At 73.8% G+C, this 16,808-nt stretch carries 17 protein-coding genes; 9 read left to right on the plus strand and 8 right to left on the minus strand.

Features of this window, described 5'->3' with window-relative positions; translation table 11 throughout:
* Window positions 1-15: 15 nt before the first annotated feature.
* Window positions 16-879, plus strand: coding sequence for a VOC family protein (locus ACZ2G1_RS14560; RefSeq protein WP_035923377.1), 864 nt, complete (start codon window positions 16-18; stop codon window positions 877-879).
* A gap of 66 nt (window positions 880-945) precedes the next feature.
* Here the strand turns inward: ACZ2G1_RS14560 and ACZ2G1_RS14565 are convergent, their stop codons facing one another.
* The gene (locus ACZ2G1_RS14565) at window positions 946-1,203 is read right to left on the minus strand and encodes a DUF6480 family protein (protein WP_017834712.1); all 258 of its coding nucleotides are present in this window, start codon (window positions 1,201-1,203) and stop codon (window positions 946-948) included.
* A gap of 288 nt (window positions 1,204-1,491) precedes the next feature.
* Between ACZ2G1_RS14565 and ACZ2G1_RS14570 the strand changes: the two genes are divergently transcribed.
* From ACZ2G1_RS14570 to ACZ2G1_RS14585, 4 genes are all read left to right on the plus strand, one after another.
* Window positions 1,492-3,186 (plus strand): ABC transporter substrate-binding protein, encoded by a 1,695-nt coding sequence (locus tag ACZ2G1_RS14570; protein ID WP_470377059.1) that lies wholly within the window; start codon window positions 1,492-1,494, stop codon window positions 3,184-3,186.
* Window positions 3,187-3,283: 97 nt separating this feature from the next.
* Complete coding sequence (locus ACZ2G1_RS14575; protein WP_017834714.1) at window positions 3,284-4,288, plus strand: ABC transporter permease; 1,005 nt, start codon at window positions 3,284-3,286, stop codon at window positions 4,286-4,288.
* Window positions 4,285-5,247, plus strand: a complete 963-nt coding sequence (locus tag ACZ2G1_RS14580; protein WP_017834715.1) for an ABC transporter permease — start codon at window positions 4,285-4,287, stop codon at window positions 5,245-5,247. Before ACZ2G1_RS14575 ends, ACZ2G1_RS14580 begins: the two co-directional genes overlap by 4 nt.
* 13 nt (window positions 5,248-5,260) lie before the next feature.
* Entirely contained in the window at window positions 5,261-7,000 is a 1,740-nt protein-coding gene (locus ACZ2G1_RS14585; protein WP_470377060.1) for an ABC transporter ATP-binding protein, read from the plus strand.
* Window positions 7,001-7,020: 20 nt separating this feature from the next.
* Here ACZ2G1_RS14585 and ACZ2G1_RS14590 read toward each other — a convergent pair whose 3' ends face one another.
* Together ACZ2G1_RS14590 and ACZ2G1_RS14595 are read right to left on the minus strand one after the other, a co-directional pair.
* A complete protein-coding gene (locus tag ACZ2G1_RS14590) occupies window positions 7,021-7,392 on the minus strand; it encodes a fluoride efflux transporter FluC (RefSeq protein ID WP_109243137.1) in 372 nt (123 codons plus the stop codon).
* On the minus strand, window positions 7,389-7,799 hold the full coding sequence (locus tag ACZ2G1_RS14595; protein ID WP_095650291.1) for a fluoride efflux transporter FluC: 411 nt from the start codon (window positions 7,797-7,799) through the stop codon (window positions 7,389-7,391). The genes ACZ2G1_RS14590 and ACZ2G1_RS14595 overlap by 4 nt, the downstream gene beginning before the upstream one ends.
* 81 nt (window positions 7,800-7,880) lie before the next feature.
* On the opposite strand from ACZ2G1_RS14595, the gene ACZ2G1_RS14600 reads away from it, so the two are divergent.
* Window positions 7,881-8,963: an FUSC family protein gene (locus ACZ2G1_RS14600; RefSeq protein ID WP_470377061.1), complete on the plus strand. Its 1,083-nt coding sequence runs from the start codon at window positions 7,881-7,883 to the stop codon at window positions 8,961-8,963.
* A 109-nt stretch (window positions 8,964-9,072) separates the two neighbouring features.
* Here ACZ2G1_RS14600 and ACZ2G1_RS14605 read toward each other — a convergent pair whose 3' ends face one another.
* The 5 genes from ACZ2G1_RS14605 to ACZ2G1_RS14625 all read right to left on the minus strand — a co-directional run bounded on the left by ACZ2G1_RS14605 (window position 9,073) and on the right by ACZ2G1_RS14625 (window position 15,035).
* Window positions 9,073-9,885: a hypothetical protein gene (locus tag ACZ2G1_RS14605; protein WP_470377062.1), complete on the minus strand. Its 813-nt coding sequence runs from the start codon at window positions 9,883-9,885 to the stop codon at window positions 9,073-9,075.
* A 415-nt stretch (window positions 9,886-10,300) separates the two neighbouring features.
* Window positions 10,301-11,710, minus strand: a complete 1,410-nt coding sequence (locus ACZ2G1_RS14610) for an MBL fold metallo-hydrolase (protein ID WP_470377063.1) — start codon at window positions 11,708-11,710, stop codon at window positions 10,301-10,303.
* A gap of 113 nt (window positions 11,711-11,823) precedes the next feature.
* On the minus strand, window positions 11,824-12,981 hold the full coding sequence (locus ACZ2G1_RS14615) for a glycosyltransferase family 4 protein (RefSeq protein ID WP_336650528.1): 1,158 nt from the start codon (window positions 12,979-12,981) through the stop codon (window positions 11,824-11,826).
* Window positions 12,982-12,989: 8 nt separating this feature from the next.
* Window positions 12,990-14,216 (minus strand): NAD-dependent epimerase/dehydratase family protein, encoded by a 1,227-nt coding sequence (locus ACZ2G1_RS14620; protein ID WP_470377064.1) that lies wholly within the window; start codon window positions 14,214-14,216, stop codon window positions 12,990-12,992.
* 51 nt (window positions 14,217-14,267) lie between these two features.
* Entirely contained in the window at window positions 14,268-15,035 is a 768-nt protein-coding gene (locus tag ACZ2G1_RS14625; RefSeq protein WP_095650297.1) for a methyltransferase domain-containing protein, read from the minus strand.
* A gap of 129 nt (window positions 15,036-15,164) precedes the next feature.
* Here ACZ2G1_RS14625 and ACZ2G1_RS14630 point away from each other — a divergent pair, with 129 nt between their 5' ends.
* From ACZ2G1_RS14630 to ACZ2G1_RS14640, 3 genes are all read left to right on the plus strand, one after another.
* A complete protein-coding gene (locus ACZ2G1_RS14630; protein ID WP_336650530.1) occupies window positions 15,165-15,551 on the plus strand; it encodes a hypothetical protein in 387 nt (128 codons plus the stop codon).
* Window positions 15,552-15,576: 25 nt separating this feature from the next.
* The gene (locus tag ACZ2G1_RS14635) at window positions 15,577-16,368 is read left to right on the plus strand and encodes a nitroreductase family protein (RefSeq protein WP_109268327.1); all 792 of its coding nucleotides are present in this window, start codon (window positions 15,577-15,579) and stop codon (window positions 16,366-16,368) included.
* A gap of 81 nt (window positions 16,369-16,449) precedes the next feature.
* Window positions 16,450-16,806, plus strand: coding sequence for a PadR family transcriptional regulator (locus ACZ2G1_RS14640; protein ID WP_031283698.1), 357 nt, complete (start codon window positions 16,450-16,452; stop codon window positions 16,804-16,806).
* Window positions 16,807-16,808 lie beyond the last annotated feature (2 nt).

A 16,808-nucleotide genomic window follows, 5' to 3' on the forward strand; every position in this document is an offset into this window, starting at 1 on the left:
CGAGAGGACTCAGGGATGACCGAGCGCATCGACCGATGGCCCACGGGGGCTCCGTGCTGGGCGGACATCATGGTTTCGGACCTCGACCGTTCCATGGACTTCTACGCGAGCGTGCTCGGGTGGCGGTTCACGCCCTCGGACCCGGAGTACGGCGGCTACTGCAACGCCCTGGTGGACGGCCAGCCGGTGGCGGGGATGTCCCCCGCGCTGCCCGAGATGGAGGACGACCCGCACGCGTGGGCGGTCTACCTCGCGTCCGACGACATCGTGGCCACGGGCAGGGCCGCGGTGGCGGCCGGTGCCCGGCAGCTGTTCGAGCCGATGGCCGTGGGCAGCTTCGGCACCATGGGCGTGTGGATCGATCCCACGGGGGCGGCCTTCGGGGTGTGGCAGCCGCAGGAGCACACCGGGTTCAGCATCGTCGGCAAGCACGGGACCGTGGCCTGGTGCGACCTCCTGACCACCGACCAGACAGCCGCCGAGCGGTTCTACGCCGAGGTCTTCGGCTACACGTACCAGGACATCGGGACGCGGCACGAGGCGTACGCGGTGTTCACGGTCCCGGGCATGGACCGTTCGGCCGGCGGCATCGGCGTGGCCGCCGAGGACGTCGACCACCTGCAGGAGGCGCCGCCGCTGTGGTGGGTCTGCTTCGAGGTCGACGACGCCGACACCGCCGCCGAGCGGGTCGTCGCCGCGGGAGGCGCGCTGGTCCAGGAGCCGGAGGAGTTCGGCTACGGGGAGCTGGTGTTCGCCGCCGGCCCGGACGGCGAGCGCTTCGCCATGATGGGCCCGTCCTCGGAGGACTGGACGGAGGAGGACGACGAGGACGCCGACCCGGACGACGACGGCGCCGACGGGGACGCCGGCCGGCCGTGAGCGCCGTCCCGGCCCGCCCCCGCCCGGCGGCGGGCCGGGACGGTCGGGTGCCTCAGGTCGGCGGGCTCAGAACATCCCCACGACGGCGCCGACGAACCACAGCACCACGAACAGCGCCACGAGGCCGATGATGACGGCCAGCGCGAGCTTCCCCTTCGAGGAGTCGCCGGGCCGGTCGACGTCGAGCTCGGGGTTGGTGGGGCCCACGCCCGAGCCGGCGTCGGGAGGGGTGTCGCCCTCGATGCTCAGGCCGGACTCCTCGTTCAGGGCGTCACCGGCCTTCTTCGGGTCGTTGCGTGCCTGCTCGGGATTGATCTCGGCCACGGGGTCCTGCTCTCTTCCGGTGGGACGTGCTGGGACGGGTGCTCCCAGCAGAATAGCAAGCTTGCTGGTGAAACGGTCGGGGTCGCCCGGGTGCGCCGGGAACGGACGAACCGGTGTGCGCGATCGGAAACATGCCCGCCACGCGGGCATGAGATGACTTGAGTGCAACTCGTGGTATCACTTGTACCGTGTGGTACCCGTCACACGCCTGCCGGCAGTCCGGGGACCCGCGTCCCCGCTCCGCCACCCGGAGCCGGTCCTGCCGCTCGCCCCTCGAGGAGTCCGTTCATGTCCACGCCATTCCGTCCGGTGCGCGCCCGCCGCCCCCTCGCCGTCACCTCCCTGGCCGCCGTGGCCGCCCTCGTCCTCACCGGATGCCTCTCCTCGGACCGCGAGGAGGGAGGAGCCGACGCCACCCAGGCCGCCGGCGGCGGCGACGTCGACGGCACGTTCGTCTTCGCGGCGTCGTCCGACCCCAAGACCCTCGACCCGGCGTTCGCGCAGGACGGGGAGTCCTTCCGCGTCTCCCGTCAGATCTTCGAGGGTCTCGTGGGCGTGCAGGAGGGCTCGGCGGACCCCGAGCCCCTGCTCGCCGAGTCGTGGGAGCAGTCCGAGGACGGGCGGACCTACACGTTCCAGCTCCGGGAGGGCGTCACCTTCCACGACGGCACGGCGTTCGACGCCGAGGCCGTCTGCGCGAACTTCGAGCGCTGGTACAACTTCGAGGGCCTCCTGCAGTCCGAGAACATGGCCTACTACTACGGCTCGCTGTTCAAGGGCTTCGCGGACGCCCCCGAGGACGCCATCTACTCCGGCTGCGAGGCCACGGGGGAGGGGGAGGCCGAGGTGACCCTGAACAAGCCGTTCGCCGGTTTCATCGCCGCCCTGTCCCTGCCGGCGTTCGCCATGCAGTCCCCCACGGCCCTCGAGGAGTACGGCGCGGACACCGCCGGCGGCACGGAGGAGTCCCCGGAGCTCTCCGAGTACGCCCAGGGCCACCCGGTGGGCACCGGACCGTTCCGGTTCGACTCCTGGGACGTGGGCAACCAGGTGGTCCTGGCCGCCCACGACGACTACTGGGGCGAGCAGGGCCAGGTCACCGACGTGATCTTCAGGATCATCGACGACCCCCAGGCCCGCCGCCAGGCGCTCGAGTCCGGCAGCGTGGACGGCTACGACCTGGTGGCCCCGGCCGACACCCAGGCCCTGACGGACGCCGGCTACAACGTGGTCACCCGCGACCCGTTCACGATCCTGTACCTCGGCTTCAACCAGGCGCAGGAGGAGCTCGCGGACGTCGACGTCCGCCGCGCCATCGCGCACGCCATCGACAAGGAGGCCCTGGTCTCCCAGACGCTGCCCGAGGGCACCACGGTGGCCACCCAGTTCATCCCGGAGTCCGTCAACGGCTACAACGAGGACGTCACCGAGTACGAGTACGACCCCGAGCGGGCCCGCGAGCTGCTCGCAGAGGCCGGCTACGCCGACGGCCTGGAGCTGGACTTCAGCTACCCGACCGGCGTCTCCCGCCCCTACATGCCGAACCCCGAGCAGACGTTCACCACGCTCACCGCGCAGCTGGAGGAGGTGGGCATCACCGTGAACCCGCAGCCGGACAAGTGGTCCCCGGACTACCTCGACCGCATCAACGGCACCCCGGACCACGACCTGCACCTGCTCGGCTGGACCGGCGACTACAACGACACCGACAACTTCGTGGGCGTGTTCTTCGGCCGGGAGAAGCCCGAGTTCGGCTTCGCGGAGCCCGAGCTGTTCCGGGCGCTGGCCGAGGCCCGCGAGCTGACCAGCGTCGAGGAGCAGACGCCGGTCTACGAGGACATCAACGAGCAGATCATGCAGCTGCTGCCGGCGGTGCCCCTGGCCAACCCGGCGCCGTCGCTGGCCTTCGACCCCCGGGTGGAGTCCTACCCGGTGAGCCCGGTCAACGACGAGGTCTTCAACAGGATCGAGCTCAGCGAGTGAGCCCGGGTCCGGGGCGGCGCAGCGCGCCGCCCCGGACCGCCCCCGCCGTCCTCCCGGCGGTCCTCCCCTCTGCCCCTCTCCGTCCGGAAGGACCGGAATGCTCCGCGTCATCGGCAAGCGGCTCGCCCTGCTCGTCCCCACCCTCCTCGGCCTGTCGGTCCTGCTCTTCGCGTGGGTCCGCGCCCTGCCCGGCGGGCCGGCCACCGCCCTGCTGGGGGACAAGGCCACCCCCGAGGCCGTGGCCCGCATCAACGAGGTCTACGGCTTCGACCGCCCCCTGCTCGAGCAGTACGTCGTCTACACGGGCCAGCTCCTCCGGGGGGACTTCGGCGCCTCCATCGTGACCGGCCGGCCCGTGGTCGAGGAGTTCCTCACCCGCTTCCCCGCCACCCTGGAGCTCTCGCTCGTGGCGCTGGTCTTCGCCGTGGGCATCGGGGTCCCGCTCGGCTACGTGGCCGCCCGCCACCGCGGCAGGCTCCTGGACCACTCCTCGGTGGTGCTGTCCCTGCTGGGCGTCACCGTCCCCGTGTTCTTCCTGGCGTTCATCCTCAAGTGGCTGCTCGCGATCCAGGTCCCGCTCTTCCCGGCGGACGGACGGCAGGACCCGCGCATCGACGCGACGCACCACACCAACTTCTTCGTCCTCGACGGCCTCCTCACCGGCGAGTGGGATGCGGCGTGGGACGCGCTCCTGCACCTGGTCCTGCCGGGCGTGGCCCTGGGCACCATCCCGCTGGCGATCATCGTGCGCATCACCCGGGCCTCCGTGCTGGAGGTCCAGAGCGCGGACTACGTGCGCACCGCCCGCGCCAAGGGCCTGACGCGCGGTCTGATCCGCGGCCGCTACATCCTGCGCAACGCCATGCTCCCCGTGGTCACCACCATCGGCCTGCAGACCGGCCTGCTGATCTCCGGGGCCGTGCTCACCGAGACCGTCTTCGCGTTCAACGGCATCGGCCGGTTCCTGCGGGACGCGATCTTCACCCTCGACTACCCCGTGCTGCAGGGCTTCATCATCTTCATCGCCCTGGCCTACTCCCTGATCAACCTGCTGGTGGACATCTCCTACAGCCTCATCGACCCCCGGGTGCGTGTCCAGTGAGCGCCACACTTCCTCCTGCCCCCTCCGGCCCCTCGCACACCGAGGGCCCCGAGGCCGTCACGACCACCCCGGGCACCACCGCGGCGGTCGGCACGAGCCTGTGGAAGGACGCCTTCCGCCGGCTGCGCCGCAATCCCGCGGCCATCGCCGGGGCCGTGATCGTCGGCGTCTTCCTGCTCGTGGCCCTCCTGGCCCCGTGGCTCGCCCCGTTCGGCGGCGAGGAGCTGCCCGGGCGCACCGAGATCACCCCCACCACCATCCCCGGCCCCGGCGAGGTCGAGGGCTATCCGCTGGGCCTGGACCGCTTCGGCGGGGACCTGCTGTCCAAGCTGATCTGGGGCGCCCGCGCCTCCCTGGTGATCGGGGTGGTCTCCACCGCCCTGGGCCTGGTCGGCGGAATGGTCCTCGGCCTGCTGGCCGGCGGTCTCGGCGGCTGGGTGGACAGCGTGATCATGCGCTTCGTGGACATCCTGCTGTCCGTGCCCAACCTGCTGCTCGCGGTGTCCATCGCCGCGATCATGGGGCAGAGCCAGTGGGCCGTGATGATCGCGATCGGCGCCTCCCAGGTGCCCATCTTCGCCCGCCTGCTGCGCTCCTCGATGCTGTCCCAGCGGGGCGCCGACTACATCCTCGCCGCCCAGACCCTGGGCCTGTCCCGCCGCACCATCACCATGAGCCACCTGCTGCCCAACAGCACCGGGCCGGTCATCGTCCAGGGCACCCTGACGCTGGCCACCGCGGTGATCGACGCGGCCGCCCTGTCCTTCCTGGGCCTGGGCGGCGGCGTGCCGCAGACGGCGGAGTGGGGCCGCATGCTCACCTACGCCCAGGCCGAGCTGTCGATCGCCCCGCAGCTGGCGTTCCTGCCCGGCCTGTGCATCGCCGTCACCGCCCTGGGCTTCACCCTGCTGGGGGAGTCCCTGCGCGAGTCCCTCGACCCCAAGTCACGAACCGCGTGAGGTGCACCGACCGATGAGACCGGAGAACCACGCCCCGGGGGCGGACCCCGCCCCGCTGCTCGAGGTCGGGAACCTCGCCGTGGCCTTCAGCACGATGAACGGACCGGTCCAGGCCGTCCACGAGGCGTCCCTGACGCTGCGCGAGGGCCGGACCCTCGCCATCGTGGGGGAGTCCGGCTCGGGAAAGTCCACCACCGCCATGTCCGTGATCGGGCTGCTGCCCGGCAACGGCCGGGTGACCGGCGGCTCCGTCCGCTTCGCGGGCCAGGAGCTCGTGGGCCTGGACGAGGCGCGGATGCGGCGGATCCGCGGCCGGCAGATCGGGCTCGTCCCGCAGGACCCCATGTCCAACCTCAACCCCGTGACCACGGTCGGCCGCCAGGTGGCCGAGACCCTGCTCGTGCACGGACTGGCCACCCGCCGGGACGTGGACGAGAAGGTCGTGGCGGCGCTCGCGGCCGCGGGGCTGCCCGAGCCCGAGCGGCGCGCCCGGCAGTACCCGCACGAGTTCTCCGGGGGCATGCGCCAGCGCGCGCTCATCGCGATCGGTCTCGCCTGCCGGCCGCGGCTGCTCATCGCCGACGAGCCGACGTCCGCCCTCGACGTCACCGTGCAGCGCACCATCCTGGACCAGATCGAGCGGATGACCGAGGAGATCGGCACGTCCGTGCTGCTCATCACCCACGACCTGGGCCTGGCCGCCGAGCGCGCCCAGGACATCGTGGTGATGCACCGCGGGCGGATCGTCGAGGCCGGCCCGTCCGCCCGGGTGCTCGAGGACCCGCAGGACGAGTACACCCGCCGCCTCGTGCAGGCGGCGCCCTCGGTGGCCGCGGCCCGGGTGGGCCGGCAGGCCGTCCCGTCGCCGGGCCGGAGGGGAGCGGGGACGACGGCGGCGGCTCCGGCGGTGGCCGGTCCGTCGGCCTCGGGCCCGACGGCGGGAGGCATCGCGGCCCCCGCCGCCCGGGAGCCGCTGGTGGTGATCGAGAACCTCACCAAGGTCTTCAAGGGCCGGCTGGGACAGGCGGACTTCACCGCGGTCCAGGACGTCTCCCTCACGGTGCCCCGCGGCAGGACCGTGGCGATCGTGGGCGAGTCCGGGTCGGGGAAGACGACGACGGCGCGGATGCTGCTGAAGCTCTACGAGCCCACCTCCGGGTCGATCCGCTTCGACGGCCAGGACGTGACGGGACTCCGGGGCAGGCAGCTGGCTGCGTTCCGGCAGCGGGTCCAGCCGATCTTCCAGGACCCGTACTCGTCCCTCAACCCGATGTTCACGATCGGGCGGATCGTCGAGGAGCCGCTGTCCACCTACGGCCGCGGCACCCGGGCGGAGCGCCAGGACCGGGTGAAGTGGCTGCTCGAGGAGGTCGCCCTGCCGCCCTCGACGGTCAGCCGCTACCCCAACGAGCTCTCCGGCGGCCAGCGCCAGCGCGTGGCGATCGCCCGGGCGCTCGCCCTGCAGCCGGAGCTGATCGTGTGCGACGAGCCGGTGTCCGCGCTCGACGTGCTCGTGCAGAAGCAGATCCTGGACCTGCTGGGGCGGCTCCAGGACGAGTTCGGGCTGTCCTACCTGTTCATCTCGCACGACCTCGCGGTGGTCCGGCTGATCTCGGACGAGGTGTGCGTGATGAAGGACGGCCGGCTGGTGGAGGCCGGCGCCAGCGAGGAGATCTTCACCGACCCGCAGCACCCGTACACCCGGCAGCTGCTGGCCTCCATCCCCGGCAACGAGCTGCGCGTAGGGGTCTGAGACCGGCCGGGCGGCCGCGCTCAGCGCAGCGGTGCGGTCGCGGCCAGCCCCGCGAGCACCGCGAGCACGGTCAGCGCGCCGGTGCCCGCGGCGTTGAGCACCGCCCGGAGCGTCCTGCCGTCCCGGACCAGCCGCACGGTGTCGGCCATCGCGGTGGAGAAGGTGGTGTATCCGCCGCAGAAGCCGATCACGGCGACCGACGCCGCGGGCCCGCCCAGCACCCCGGCCAGTGCGGCCCCGGACAGGAGACCGGCCAGGAACGAGCCGCTCACGTTGACGACCACGGTCCCGGCGGGGAAGGACGTCCCCCACCGCTGTCGCACGGTCCCGTCCACCGCGAACCGGGCCATCGCGCCCAGTCCGCCGAGGAGGCAGATCAGCAGGGCGGTCACGCGCGCCGCCCGCGGGCCGCGAGGACGGTGCCGGCGAGGCACGCCAGGAACCCGCAGAACAGCGAGATCCCCACGTAGGCCAGCGCCTGTCCCGCGGCCCCGCCGGTCAGCAGCCGCTCCGTCTCGAGGGCGAGCGAGGAGAACGTCGTGAAGCCGCCCAGCGCCCCGGTGCCCGCGCCGAGGCGCAGCAGCATCCCGCGGGGGGTCTCCGCACCGCGCCGCAGGAGGACCTCCAGGAGCATCCCCAGCAGGAACGCCCCGAGCAGGTTCGCGGTCAGGGTGGCCAGGGGCCAGCCGGCCACCGTCGGCACCAGCTGGGCGAGTCCGTGGCGGGCGCCGGTGCCCAGCGCCCCGCCGGCTCCCACGGCGAGGACCAGCAGCAGGCGCCGGTGCGGCGGTCGGCTCATGGGGGTGCTCCTCGGGGGCGGGCTCCCCGGGGGGAGCGGTCGGCGGGCTCGATCCTACCGGCCGGTCCGTAGGATGTCCGGGTGCAGACGATACGCGGCGCCCGGATCCTCCTGGCCCTCAAGACCTCGCTCGCCGTGGCACTGTCCTGGGTCGTGGCCCAGCGGATGCCCGGGGTGATCGACGACTACCCGTACTACGCCCCGCTGGGCGCGATCTCCGCGATGTACCCGACCGTGCTGGGCTCGGTGCGCGCGGGGCTGCAGACGGTGGCCGGCATCGCCCTGGGCATCATGCTGGCCGCAGGAGTCCTGCTGGTGGGTGACCCCAACCTCGTGACGGTCTCGGTGGCGGTCGGCGTGGGCGTGCTCCTGGCGGGCATCCGCCGGCTCGGGGCCGGGGCAGAGTACGTCCCGGTCGGCGCCCTGTTCGTCCTCATCGTCGGCGGCCAGGACGCCGAGGGCTTCTCGGCGGGCTTCCTCGTCCAGATGTCGGTGGGCGTGGCGATCGGGCTGCTCGTCAACGTGACGGTCTTCCCGCCCCTGGACTTCCGCACGGCCCGCCTGCAGCTCGACCGGCTGCAGAACGTCGTCGTCGACTACCTCGAGGACGTCGCCGGGGAGCTCGCCGAGCCCGGGACCACCGGGGGACGGGACTGGCGCCGGCGCAACCACTCCCTGGTGCGGATCACCGGCGAGGTGCGCGAGGCGGTCGACGAGTCGGCGCGCAGCGCCCGCGGCAACCCCCGGATGGTGCTCCGGCGGCGGCGGCGACCCGCCGCGGACCCGGGGGACCCGGGCTACGACTCCCTGCTGAAGCTCGAGAACGTCATCTTCCACCTCCGGGGCTTCACGGACGCGGTGCGCGAGCTCTACGACCACCAGGCGCACGACTGGCTGGTGCCCGCGGCCCTGACCGCCCGGCTCGGCGAGGCGGTGCAGTCCGCCGCCGACGCGGTGCGGGCGTGGGCCGCGGATGAGGATCCGGAGGAGGCCGCCGAGCGGGTCCGCTCCCTGGTGGGCCGGCTCCACTCCGATCTGACCGACCCCTCCCGGGCGGAGGACCGGCTCGTCATGGCCGCGGCCCAGGACCTCGCCCGGCTCGTGGCGGTCCTGGACCCGCCGACCGCCCCGACGGCCGGCAGCAGCGCCGTGACCCGGAGCTAGGGGCCTCCTCCGTCCCGAGGCCTCCTCCGGGCGGACCCCCGGGCGGCTTCGGCGCGGCTCGGGGCCGCGCCGTCCCGGGGCCCGTGGGGCCGCCGGGACGGCGGGCGGCTCAGGACCGGCTGCGACGCCGCAGGCGCAGCGCGCCCGCCGCGCCCGCGGCGATCCCGGCGGCGAGCAGGCCCGCGGCCAGGCCGGCGCCGGGGCGCTGCTCCTGCTCCGCGACGGCCGTCTGCATGTTGAGGCCCGCGTTGACCTCCACCGGTGCGGTCTCGATGGGCGCCTCGACGGGTGCTGCCACGACGGGTGCTGCCTCGACCGGCGCCGCCACGACGGGGGCCGGGGCCGGCTCCGCCGGGGCCGGGAGCACCGGTGCCACGGGGGCCGGGGCTGCGGGCGCCTCGCAGGCCAGGACGGCCTGCTCGAGGAGCACGAGGAACTGGTCGACCGCGCTCTCGTCGAGGGCCAGCTCGGCCAGGAGCGCCTCGAACGCCACGGCGGCGTCGGCGACGGCCTGCTCCGCGACGGCGGGGTCGAGCGTGCCGAGCGCAATGGTGAGCTGCTGGTCGAGCTCCACGAGACGGGCCTCGGCCAGGGCGACGGCCTCCGCGTCGCCGGACTCCTGGGCCGCCATCAGCGCGGCCGCGGCCGCCTCCAGCTCCTGCAGGCTGGGTCCGCCGGCGCCCTCGACGAGCGCGGCGTACTGCGCCTCGGCGGCGGCCACGGCCTCGGCCGAGAGGTCGAGCGCCCCGAGCGACTCGGGGGTGAGCCCGGCGCCCGCCAGCGCCGCGTCCAGCTGTGCCGTGGCCTGCAGGCAGGCGGGGTCCCCCGGGGCCGCGACGGCCGCCGGGGCCCCGAGGAGGAGGCCTCCGGCCAGCATCGCGGCGGTGGCGCCCGTGGCCGCCCATGTCTTTCCAGCAGTCATGTCCTGTGTCTCCTGTGCTCGGTCGTCGCCCCGGGGTCGCCCCGCGGCCGGCAGCGCGCGGCAGGACCTCCCCCCGCGTCGCCGGTCCGCGCGGCGGCGGGGGCGACAGGAAATGTCGTGCTGCTGGTCGTGCGGCGTGCACCGCGGAGCTCGCGGAGATCCGGAGCGCGTCCGACGGACTGCTGTGCCGTCAAACTACTTGCCGGTAGTCCGTGTTGACAATAGTGAACGGGTCGGGCGCGTGCGGGCCCCGGCCGCTGGGCTCCGGCGGCGTCCTGCGCGTGCTGGGTGCTCCCGGTTGCCGTCCTGCGCGCACAGGACGGGGACCGGGCACGCAGGACGCCGCGTCCCCCGGTGCGGTGGCACCGGGGGACGCGGCGTCAGGGGCGGGGCTGCCGTCCGAGCGGAGCGGGGCTCAGCGGGCGGGGGTGGCCTCCAGGGCCTCCTGCCCGGCGGACCAGGCGGCGTAGGAGCCCTCGAGCTCCACCACGTCGTAGCCGGCGTGGCGCAGGGTCGAGGCCACGACCGAGCTGCGCAGCCCGCTCTGGCAGTAGGTCACGATCGTGCCCTGCTCCGGGAGCCGGTCCAGGTTCCACAGGACCCGGCCGCCGTGCAGCTGGGTGGAGCCGGGGATGTGGCCGGCGGTGTGCTCGCTCACGGCGCGCACGTCCAGCAGGAGGGCCTTGTCGAAGGTCTCGACCTCCTCGGGGGAGACCAGCCGCGGGGTGGTCTGCGGCAGGCCCTCGATCCCGGTGACGTAGCCGGCCACGGCGTCGATGCCCACGCGCACCAGGTGGTCCCAGAACTCCTGGGCGGCCTCCTGGTCGGGTGCCAGCAGCACCAGCGGCCGGTCGTCGGCCTCGGGGTTCACGGCCCAGGCGCCGAAGGTCGCGATGGACTTCCCCGCCGGGATGTTCAGCGCCCCGGACACGGTCCCGGTGTGCACCTCGTCCGCGGAGCGGGTGTCCACGAAGGTCACCTCGCCGGCCGCCAGCCGCTGCGCGACCTGCTGCGGGTCGAGCTCGGGCAGGGGCGCCCGCTCGCCCATGACGGCCGGGCCCCGGCGGTTCTGGTTCTTCATCCGGCCGAAGTAGAACGGGGCGTCCGGCTGGCCGTCGAGCAGCTCGGCGACGAAGCCGGCCTCGTCGTCGGCCGCCAGGTAGGGGCCCCACCAGGCGTAGAGGCGCTCGTAGCCCACCGTGGTCGACGGGATCGCGCCCAGGGCCTTGCCGCAGGCCGAGCCCGCGCCGTGGCCGGGAAAGACCTGGACGTGGTCGGGCAGGGTGAGGAACTTCTCCTTGAGGCTGGCGAACATCTGCTTCGCGCCGAGGAAGCGGGTGTCCACCCCACCGGCGGCCTCGTCCAGCAGGTCCGGGCGGCCCAGGTCGCCGGAGAACACGAAGTCGCCGGTCAGCAGGTAGCCCGGGGCGTCGGCGAAGGCGCCGTCGGTGACCAGGAAGGACAGGTGCTCGGGGGTGTGGCCCGGGGTGTGCACCGCGGTCACCACGATGTTGCCGATGCGGATCTCGTCGCCGTCGTGCAGGCGGGCGGCCTCGAACCCGTACTGCCAGTCCTCCCCGCCCTCGCCGGAGACGTGGATGTCCGCGCCGGTGGCCGCGGCCAGCTCACGGGTGCCGGAGAGGTAGTCGGCGTGGATGTGGGTCTCGGTGACCGCGGTGATCTCCATGCCGTTCTTCGCGGCCATGTCCCGGTAGACGTCGATGTCGCGGCGGGCGTCGACCACCAGCGCCTGGCCGGTGCGCTGGCACCCGATGAAGTAGCCGGCCTGGGCGAGGTCCTCGTCGTAGATGCGCTCGATCAGCATGAAACTCTCCTTCGTTCGATGGCTGGTGACGCGTGTCCGGAAGGGGTTCCCGCGTCGTCCTGAGCACAACGGTAATACCCCAGGGGGTATAGCGCAAGTACCCCCTGGGGTATCTAGCCGCGCGGGTGGCGGGACGGTGGGCGGCGGCTCCGGTGCCGGCGGACCGCCTCGTCGTAGGAGGACACGAGGAACGCCGTCGCGGTCCGCCAGCCGAGGCCCTCGGCCTCCGCCCGGCCGGCCGCGCCCATCCGCGCGCGCAGGGCCGCGTCGTCGAGCAGCCGGGCCAGGCCCTCGGTGAGCGCGTCCGCGTCGCCGGGCGGCACGAGCAGCCCGGTCCGCCCGTCGGCCACCGCGAACGGGATGCCGCCGGCCCGGGCGCCGACCACCGGCACCCCGCTCGCCAGGGACTCCAGGGCCACGAGCCCCAGCGTCTCGGTGGTGGACGGGAACGCGAGCACGTCCGCCGAGGCGTAGGCGGCCGCCAGCTCCTCCCCGGCGAGCCGCCCCGGGAAGACCGTGGGGGTGCCCGCGAAGCGCCGTTCGAGCTCCGGCCGGTGCGGGCCGTCGCCCACCACGGCGAGCCGGGTGCCCGGCAGCCGCCGGATCGGCTCGAGCAGCGCCGCCACGTCCTTCTCCCGCGACAGCCGCCCCACGGAGAGCACCAGCCGCTCCCCGGGGTGCCCGCCGGTGAGCCGCGAGCGCATCGCGGCGGAGGCCCTGGCGGGGTGGAACAGGTCGGTGTCCACACCCTTGGGCCACAGGGCCACGCGGTGCACGCCCAGGGCCGCGGCCCGGTCCACCATGGGCCCCGACGTGCACAGGTTGACCTCGGCGAGGTTGTGGGTCGTGCGGATCCACCGCTCCACGGGCCGGCGCAGGGCACCGAGCCCGTGCCCGAGCACGCTCATGTACTGCGGCACGTCGGTGTGGAACGACGCCAGCAGCGGCAGGTCCCGCGCCCGCGCGGAGAGCGCGCCCCACGCGCCGAACCACACCGGGTTCACGGCGTGCACCACGTCGGGGCGGAACGCCGACACGGCGCGCTCGACGCGCGGGGACGGCAGGCCTCCCCGGACGTCCCGGTACCAGGGGAAGGTCACGGACGGGGCGCTGACCACCCGGTGCGGACCCCAGTGCCCGGGCGGATCCCCCGGCGTGAGCACGAGCACCTCGTGGCCGAGGTCCCCGAGCTCGTCGAGGGTGCGTGTCAGGCGCGTCACCACCCCGTCGACGTTCGGGGCGAAGACGTCCGTCCAGAGCGCGATCCGCATCCGCCGGCTCAGGCGCCCGCGACCGCGACCGCGCCCGCGGACCGGGCCGGCCGCGCCGGGATCCCCGGGCGCCGGCGGGAGTTCCACACGGACGTGGCCGGGATGCGGGAGCGGTCCACGCGGTGGGCCCAGCGCACGGCGGTCCGCTCGACCTCGAGCAGCAGCCCCTCCGACAGGGTGATGGGCCGCAGACCGAGGTCCAGGAACGCGTCGTTGTCGACGTGCAGGTCGTTCTCCGCCGACTCCTGGCGGGGATTGGGGACCATCTCCACCTCGGCGCCGGTGAGTCCGGCCACGAGCTCCGCGAGGTCGCGGACCCGGTGGGTCTCGGTCATCTGGTTGAAGATCTTCACGCGGTCGCCGGCCGCCGGGGGGTGGAGCAGGGCCAGCTCCACGCACCGGACCATGTCCTGGAGGTGGATGAACGCCCGGGTCTGCCCGCCGGTGCCGTGCACGGTCAGCGGGTGGCCGACGGCCGCCTGGACGAGGAAGCGGTTGAGGACCGTGCCGTAGTCGCCGTCGTAGTCGAAGCGGGTGACGAGCCGCTCGTCGCGCGCCGTCTCGGCGGTGCCGGTGCCCCAGACGATGCCCTGGTGCAGGTCGGTGATCCGCAGCCCGTCGTTCCGGGCGTAGAACGCGAACATGGTCTGGTCCAGGACCTTGGTCATGTGGTAGAGCGAGCCGGGGTGGGAGGGGTAGAGGATCTGCTGCGGGACGGTGCCGTGCGGTCCGGGGACCTCCACGTCCAGGTAGCCCTCCGGGATCCGCATCCCGGCGGTGCCGTAGCCGTAGACCCCCATCGTGCCCAGGTGCACCACGTGGACGTCCAGCCCGGACTCCACGACCGCGCACAGCACGTTGTGGGTGGCGTTGACGTTGTTGTCCACGGTGTAGCGCTTCGTGCGGGGGGTGCGCATGGAGTACGGCGCGGCCCGCTGCTCCGCGAAGTGCACCACGGCGTCCGGGCGCTCGACGACCAGGAGGTCGAGGAACGCCTCGTAGTCGGCGGCGAGGTCGATCTCGGCCGCGCCGATCCGCCGGCCCGTCAGCTCCTGCCAGGCCGCGCGGCGCTCGTCGAGGCCGCGGATGGGCGTCAGCGACTCCGTCCCGAGCCGGACGTCGATGGCGCGGCGGGAGAAGTCGTCCACCACCACCACGTCGTGGCCGCGCGCGGACAGGTGCAGGGCCGCGGGCCAGCCGCAGAAGCCGTCGCCGCCGAGGATCGCGATCTTCACTGGTGCTCCGTTCCCGGGCCGCTGCCGGGCCCCGTCGTGTCGGTCTCGCACTCAGCGTGGAGGACGCGCGTGAACCGGGAGTGAACGGTCCTGGACCAGCTGCTGGTGCCCGAACGAACCGGGGAGCACCTCCCAGCCCGGACCGGTCAGCTCGCGCAGCTCGTGGGGCAGGTAGGCGCGGCGCAGGGACCGCAGCCCGTCGGTGCGCAGGAAGGAGCCCGGGGCCAGGGGCAGCACGCCCACCGAGTACAGCCGGTAGGCCGCCGGGCTGCGCACGAGGTCGTTGTGCAGCACGAGCCGGCCGGCCAGGTGCTCCGAGTCCGCCGCGAGGTCCCGCACCGGCCCCGGGTCCAGGTGGTGGAGCAGGTGGTTGGAGACCACCACGTCGAACGTCTCGCCGGCCGCGACCAGCTCCCGGCTGGTGACCCGCCGGAAGACCGGGGGCACTGCCCGCGGGTGCCGGGTCGACCAGCGGCGGGTCCGCGCCGAGGCCCACTCGTGGGCGCGGGCGTCCGGGTCGATGCCGGTGACCCGCAGGTCGATCCCGTCCCGCTGCGCCCACCGGGCCAGGGCGCGTGCCACGTCCCCGCCGCCGGCGCCGACGTCCAGGAGGGTCAGCGGCCGGCCGGGCACGGCCAGGGGCCGGATCCGGCGCCGGTAGGTCGCGGCCCACCCGGCGACCAGGGAGTTGACCACGTCGAAGCGTGCGTAGGTGCGCCGCAGCGCGGCGAGGTCGCAGCAGGGGTCGTCCATGAGCTCGCGCAGCTCGGCGTCCCGCCGGGAGAGGTCGGGCCGGGCGCGCGGCTGGACGGAGGGCATCTGCCCATTCTCCGCGGGCCGACACGATCCGCCAAGGAGCACGGCGGGCCGGGGGCGGCGCGGGGTGCCGTCACTAGACTGGGGCTCCCGGCCGGTGCCGGGCAGGACCGGACGGCAGGAGGGGACCGCGTGGGACACACCGTGCACGCCGTGGGCTCGCGACCCGGCCCGTGGATCGGCCTCGCGAGCGCGTGCTGGGCCGCCAACGCCGCCCTGGGGGCCTGCGTCGGCGCCGGGATCGTGCGCACGGGCCGGTTCCGCTGGATCCACCACGCCCTCTACGTCACCACCACCACGACGACGGCGCTGGCCGCGGTCCTCGCCGCCGGCTCCTCCTCCGCCTCCGGGCGCGCGGCGGGCCGGGCCCTGGCGCCGGCGCTGCTGCCCCTGGCCGCCCTGCCGCACCTCGGCACGCCCGCCCAGGGGCACCCGCGCCGCCACGCGCTCGCCGCGCTGTCCGCGGCGCCGTTCTACGCCACCGCCCTGTTCCGAGCCCGCGCCGCCCGCGCCGGCTGAGCCGCCCGACCTGACCGGAGAGCACATGGAGTTCCTCGACGTCGTCTTCAACCGCCGCACCACCAACGGCCCGTTCCTGCCGGACCGGGTGTCCCCGGAGCATCAGAAGCTGCTGCTGCGCACGGCGGCGGCCGCACCCTCCCAGTTCAACAGCCAGCCGTGGCGCTTCGTGCTGGTCGAGGACCGGGGGACCATCGACCGGATCGCCCGGATCAGCGCCGACTCGATGACGCAGGTGATGGCCGAGGGGAGCTTCTTCGACCGGTACAAGCGCTACTTCCGCTTCAGCAGGCAGGAGATGGAGGAGCAGCGCTTCGGGATGCTCTTCGACAAGCTGCCCGCGGTGCTGCGCCCCTTCACCAAGAAGGCGTTCACCCCGGGCGGGCAGGCGATGATGAACCGGCTGCGGGTGCCCCAGACCCTGGGCGCGGAGAACCACAAGCTCGTGGCGGGCTCCCCCCTGCTGATCGGCGTGATGCTCGACCGCCGCGAGTACCGGCCCGGGGAGCTCTCCGGGTTCTACTCGCTGTTCTCGATGGGCGCGGCCATGGAGAACCTCTGGCTGACCACCGTGGAGCTCGGCATGGGCATCCAGTTCATCTCCTTCCCCATGGAGGCGCCCGCCCGGTGGGCCGAGGTCGTGAACCTGCTGGACGTGCCCGAGGACCTCGAGCTCATGGCCGTCTACCGCCTGGGCTACGTCCCCGAGGAGCACCGCCGCCCGGCCATCGACTGGTCCAGCCGGGAGCGGCGCCGGATCTCCCAGTACGTCTTCCGGGAGTCCTGCGCCACGCCGCAGGAGGGCTGGGACGACTGAGCGCCGCCCGCCGGCGACGAGAGCCGCGGCGTGGGGCGGGCGGCTCTTCCATTAGTGTGTGACACACACTATCGTGTGGTCATGGCAGCTGAACCGAGCGACCCGATCGTGGCCTCCCACTTCCAGGAGCTACGCCGCGGCACGGTGGTCCTGGCCTGCCTGCTCGTCCTGGACGAGCCCCGCTACGGCTACGCCCTGCTCCGGACCCTCGGTGACGCGGGGCTCGACGTCGAGGCCAACACGCTCTACCCGCTGCTGCGCCGGCTCGAGGCGCAGGGCCTGCTCGAGAGCGACTGGAACACCGACGAGTCCCGGCCCCGCAAGTTCTACCGGATCACCGGTCCGGGGGCCCGTGTCCGGGACGCCCTCGAGGCCGAGCGGCTCCGGCTGCACGCCGCCCTGTCCACCCTCGCCCGCCCCACTCGTCCCGAGGACTGATC

The organism is Kocuria sp. KKT182, assembly GCF_055635395.1.

Excerpts from the sequence above, each read along its gene's own strand:
- ACZ2G1_RS14560 (WP_035923377.1), top strand. The coding sequence starts at position 16 with ATGACCGAGCGCATCGACCGATGGCCCACGGGGGCTCCGTGCTGGGCG.
- ACZ2G1_RS14570 (WP_470377059.1), top strand. The coding sequence starts at position 1,492 with ATGTCCACGCCATTCCGTCCGGTGCGCGCCCGCCGCCCCCTCGCCGTC.
- ACZ2G1_RS14575 (WP_017834714.1), top strand. The coding sequence starts at position 3,284 with ATGCTCCGCGTCATCGGCAAGCGGCTCGCCCTGCTCGTCCCCACCCTC.
- ACZ2G1_RS14585 (WP_470377060.1), top strand. The coding sequence starts at position 5,261 with ATGAGACCGGAGAACCACGCCCCGGGGGCGGACCCCGCCCCGCTGCTC.
- ACZ2G1_RS14595 (WP_095650291.1), bottom strand. The coding sequence starts at position 7,799 with ATGAGCCGACCGCCGCACCGGCGCCTGCTGCTGGTCCTCGCCGTGGGA.
- ACZ2G1_RS14605 (WP_470377062.1), bottom strand. The coding sequence starts at position 9,885 with ATGACTGCTGGAAAGACATGGGCGGCCACGGGCGCCACCGCCGCGATG.
- ACZ2G1_RS14610 (WP_470377063.1), bottom strand. The coding sequence starts at position 11,710 with ATGCTGATCGAGCGCATCTACGACGAGGACCTCGCCCAGGCCGGCTAC.
- ACZ2G1_RS14615 (WP_336650528.1), bottom strand. The coding sequence starts at position 12,981 with ATGCGGATCGCGCTCTGGACGGACGTCTTCGCCCCGAACGTCGACGGG.
- ACZ2G1_RS14625 (WP_095650297.1), bottom strand. The coding sequence starts at position 15,035 with ATGCCCTCCGTCCAGCCGCGCGCCCGGCCCGACCTCTCCCGGCGGGAC.
- ACZ2G1_RS14635 (WP_109268327.1), top strand. The coding sequence starts at position 15,577 with ATGGAGTTCCTCGACGTCGTCTTCAACCGCCGCACCACCAACGGCCCG.
- ACZ2G1_RS14640 (WP_031283698.1), top strand. The coding sequence starts at position 16,450 with ATGGCAGCTGAACCGAGCGACCCGATCGTGGCCTCCCACTTCCAGGAG.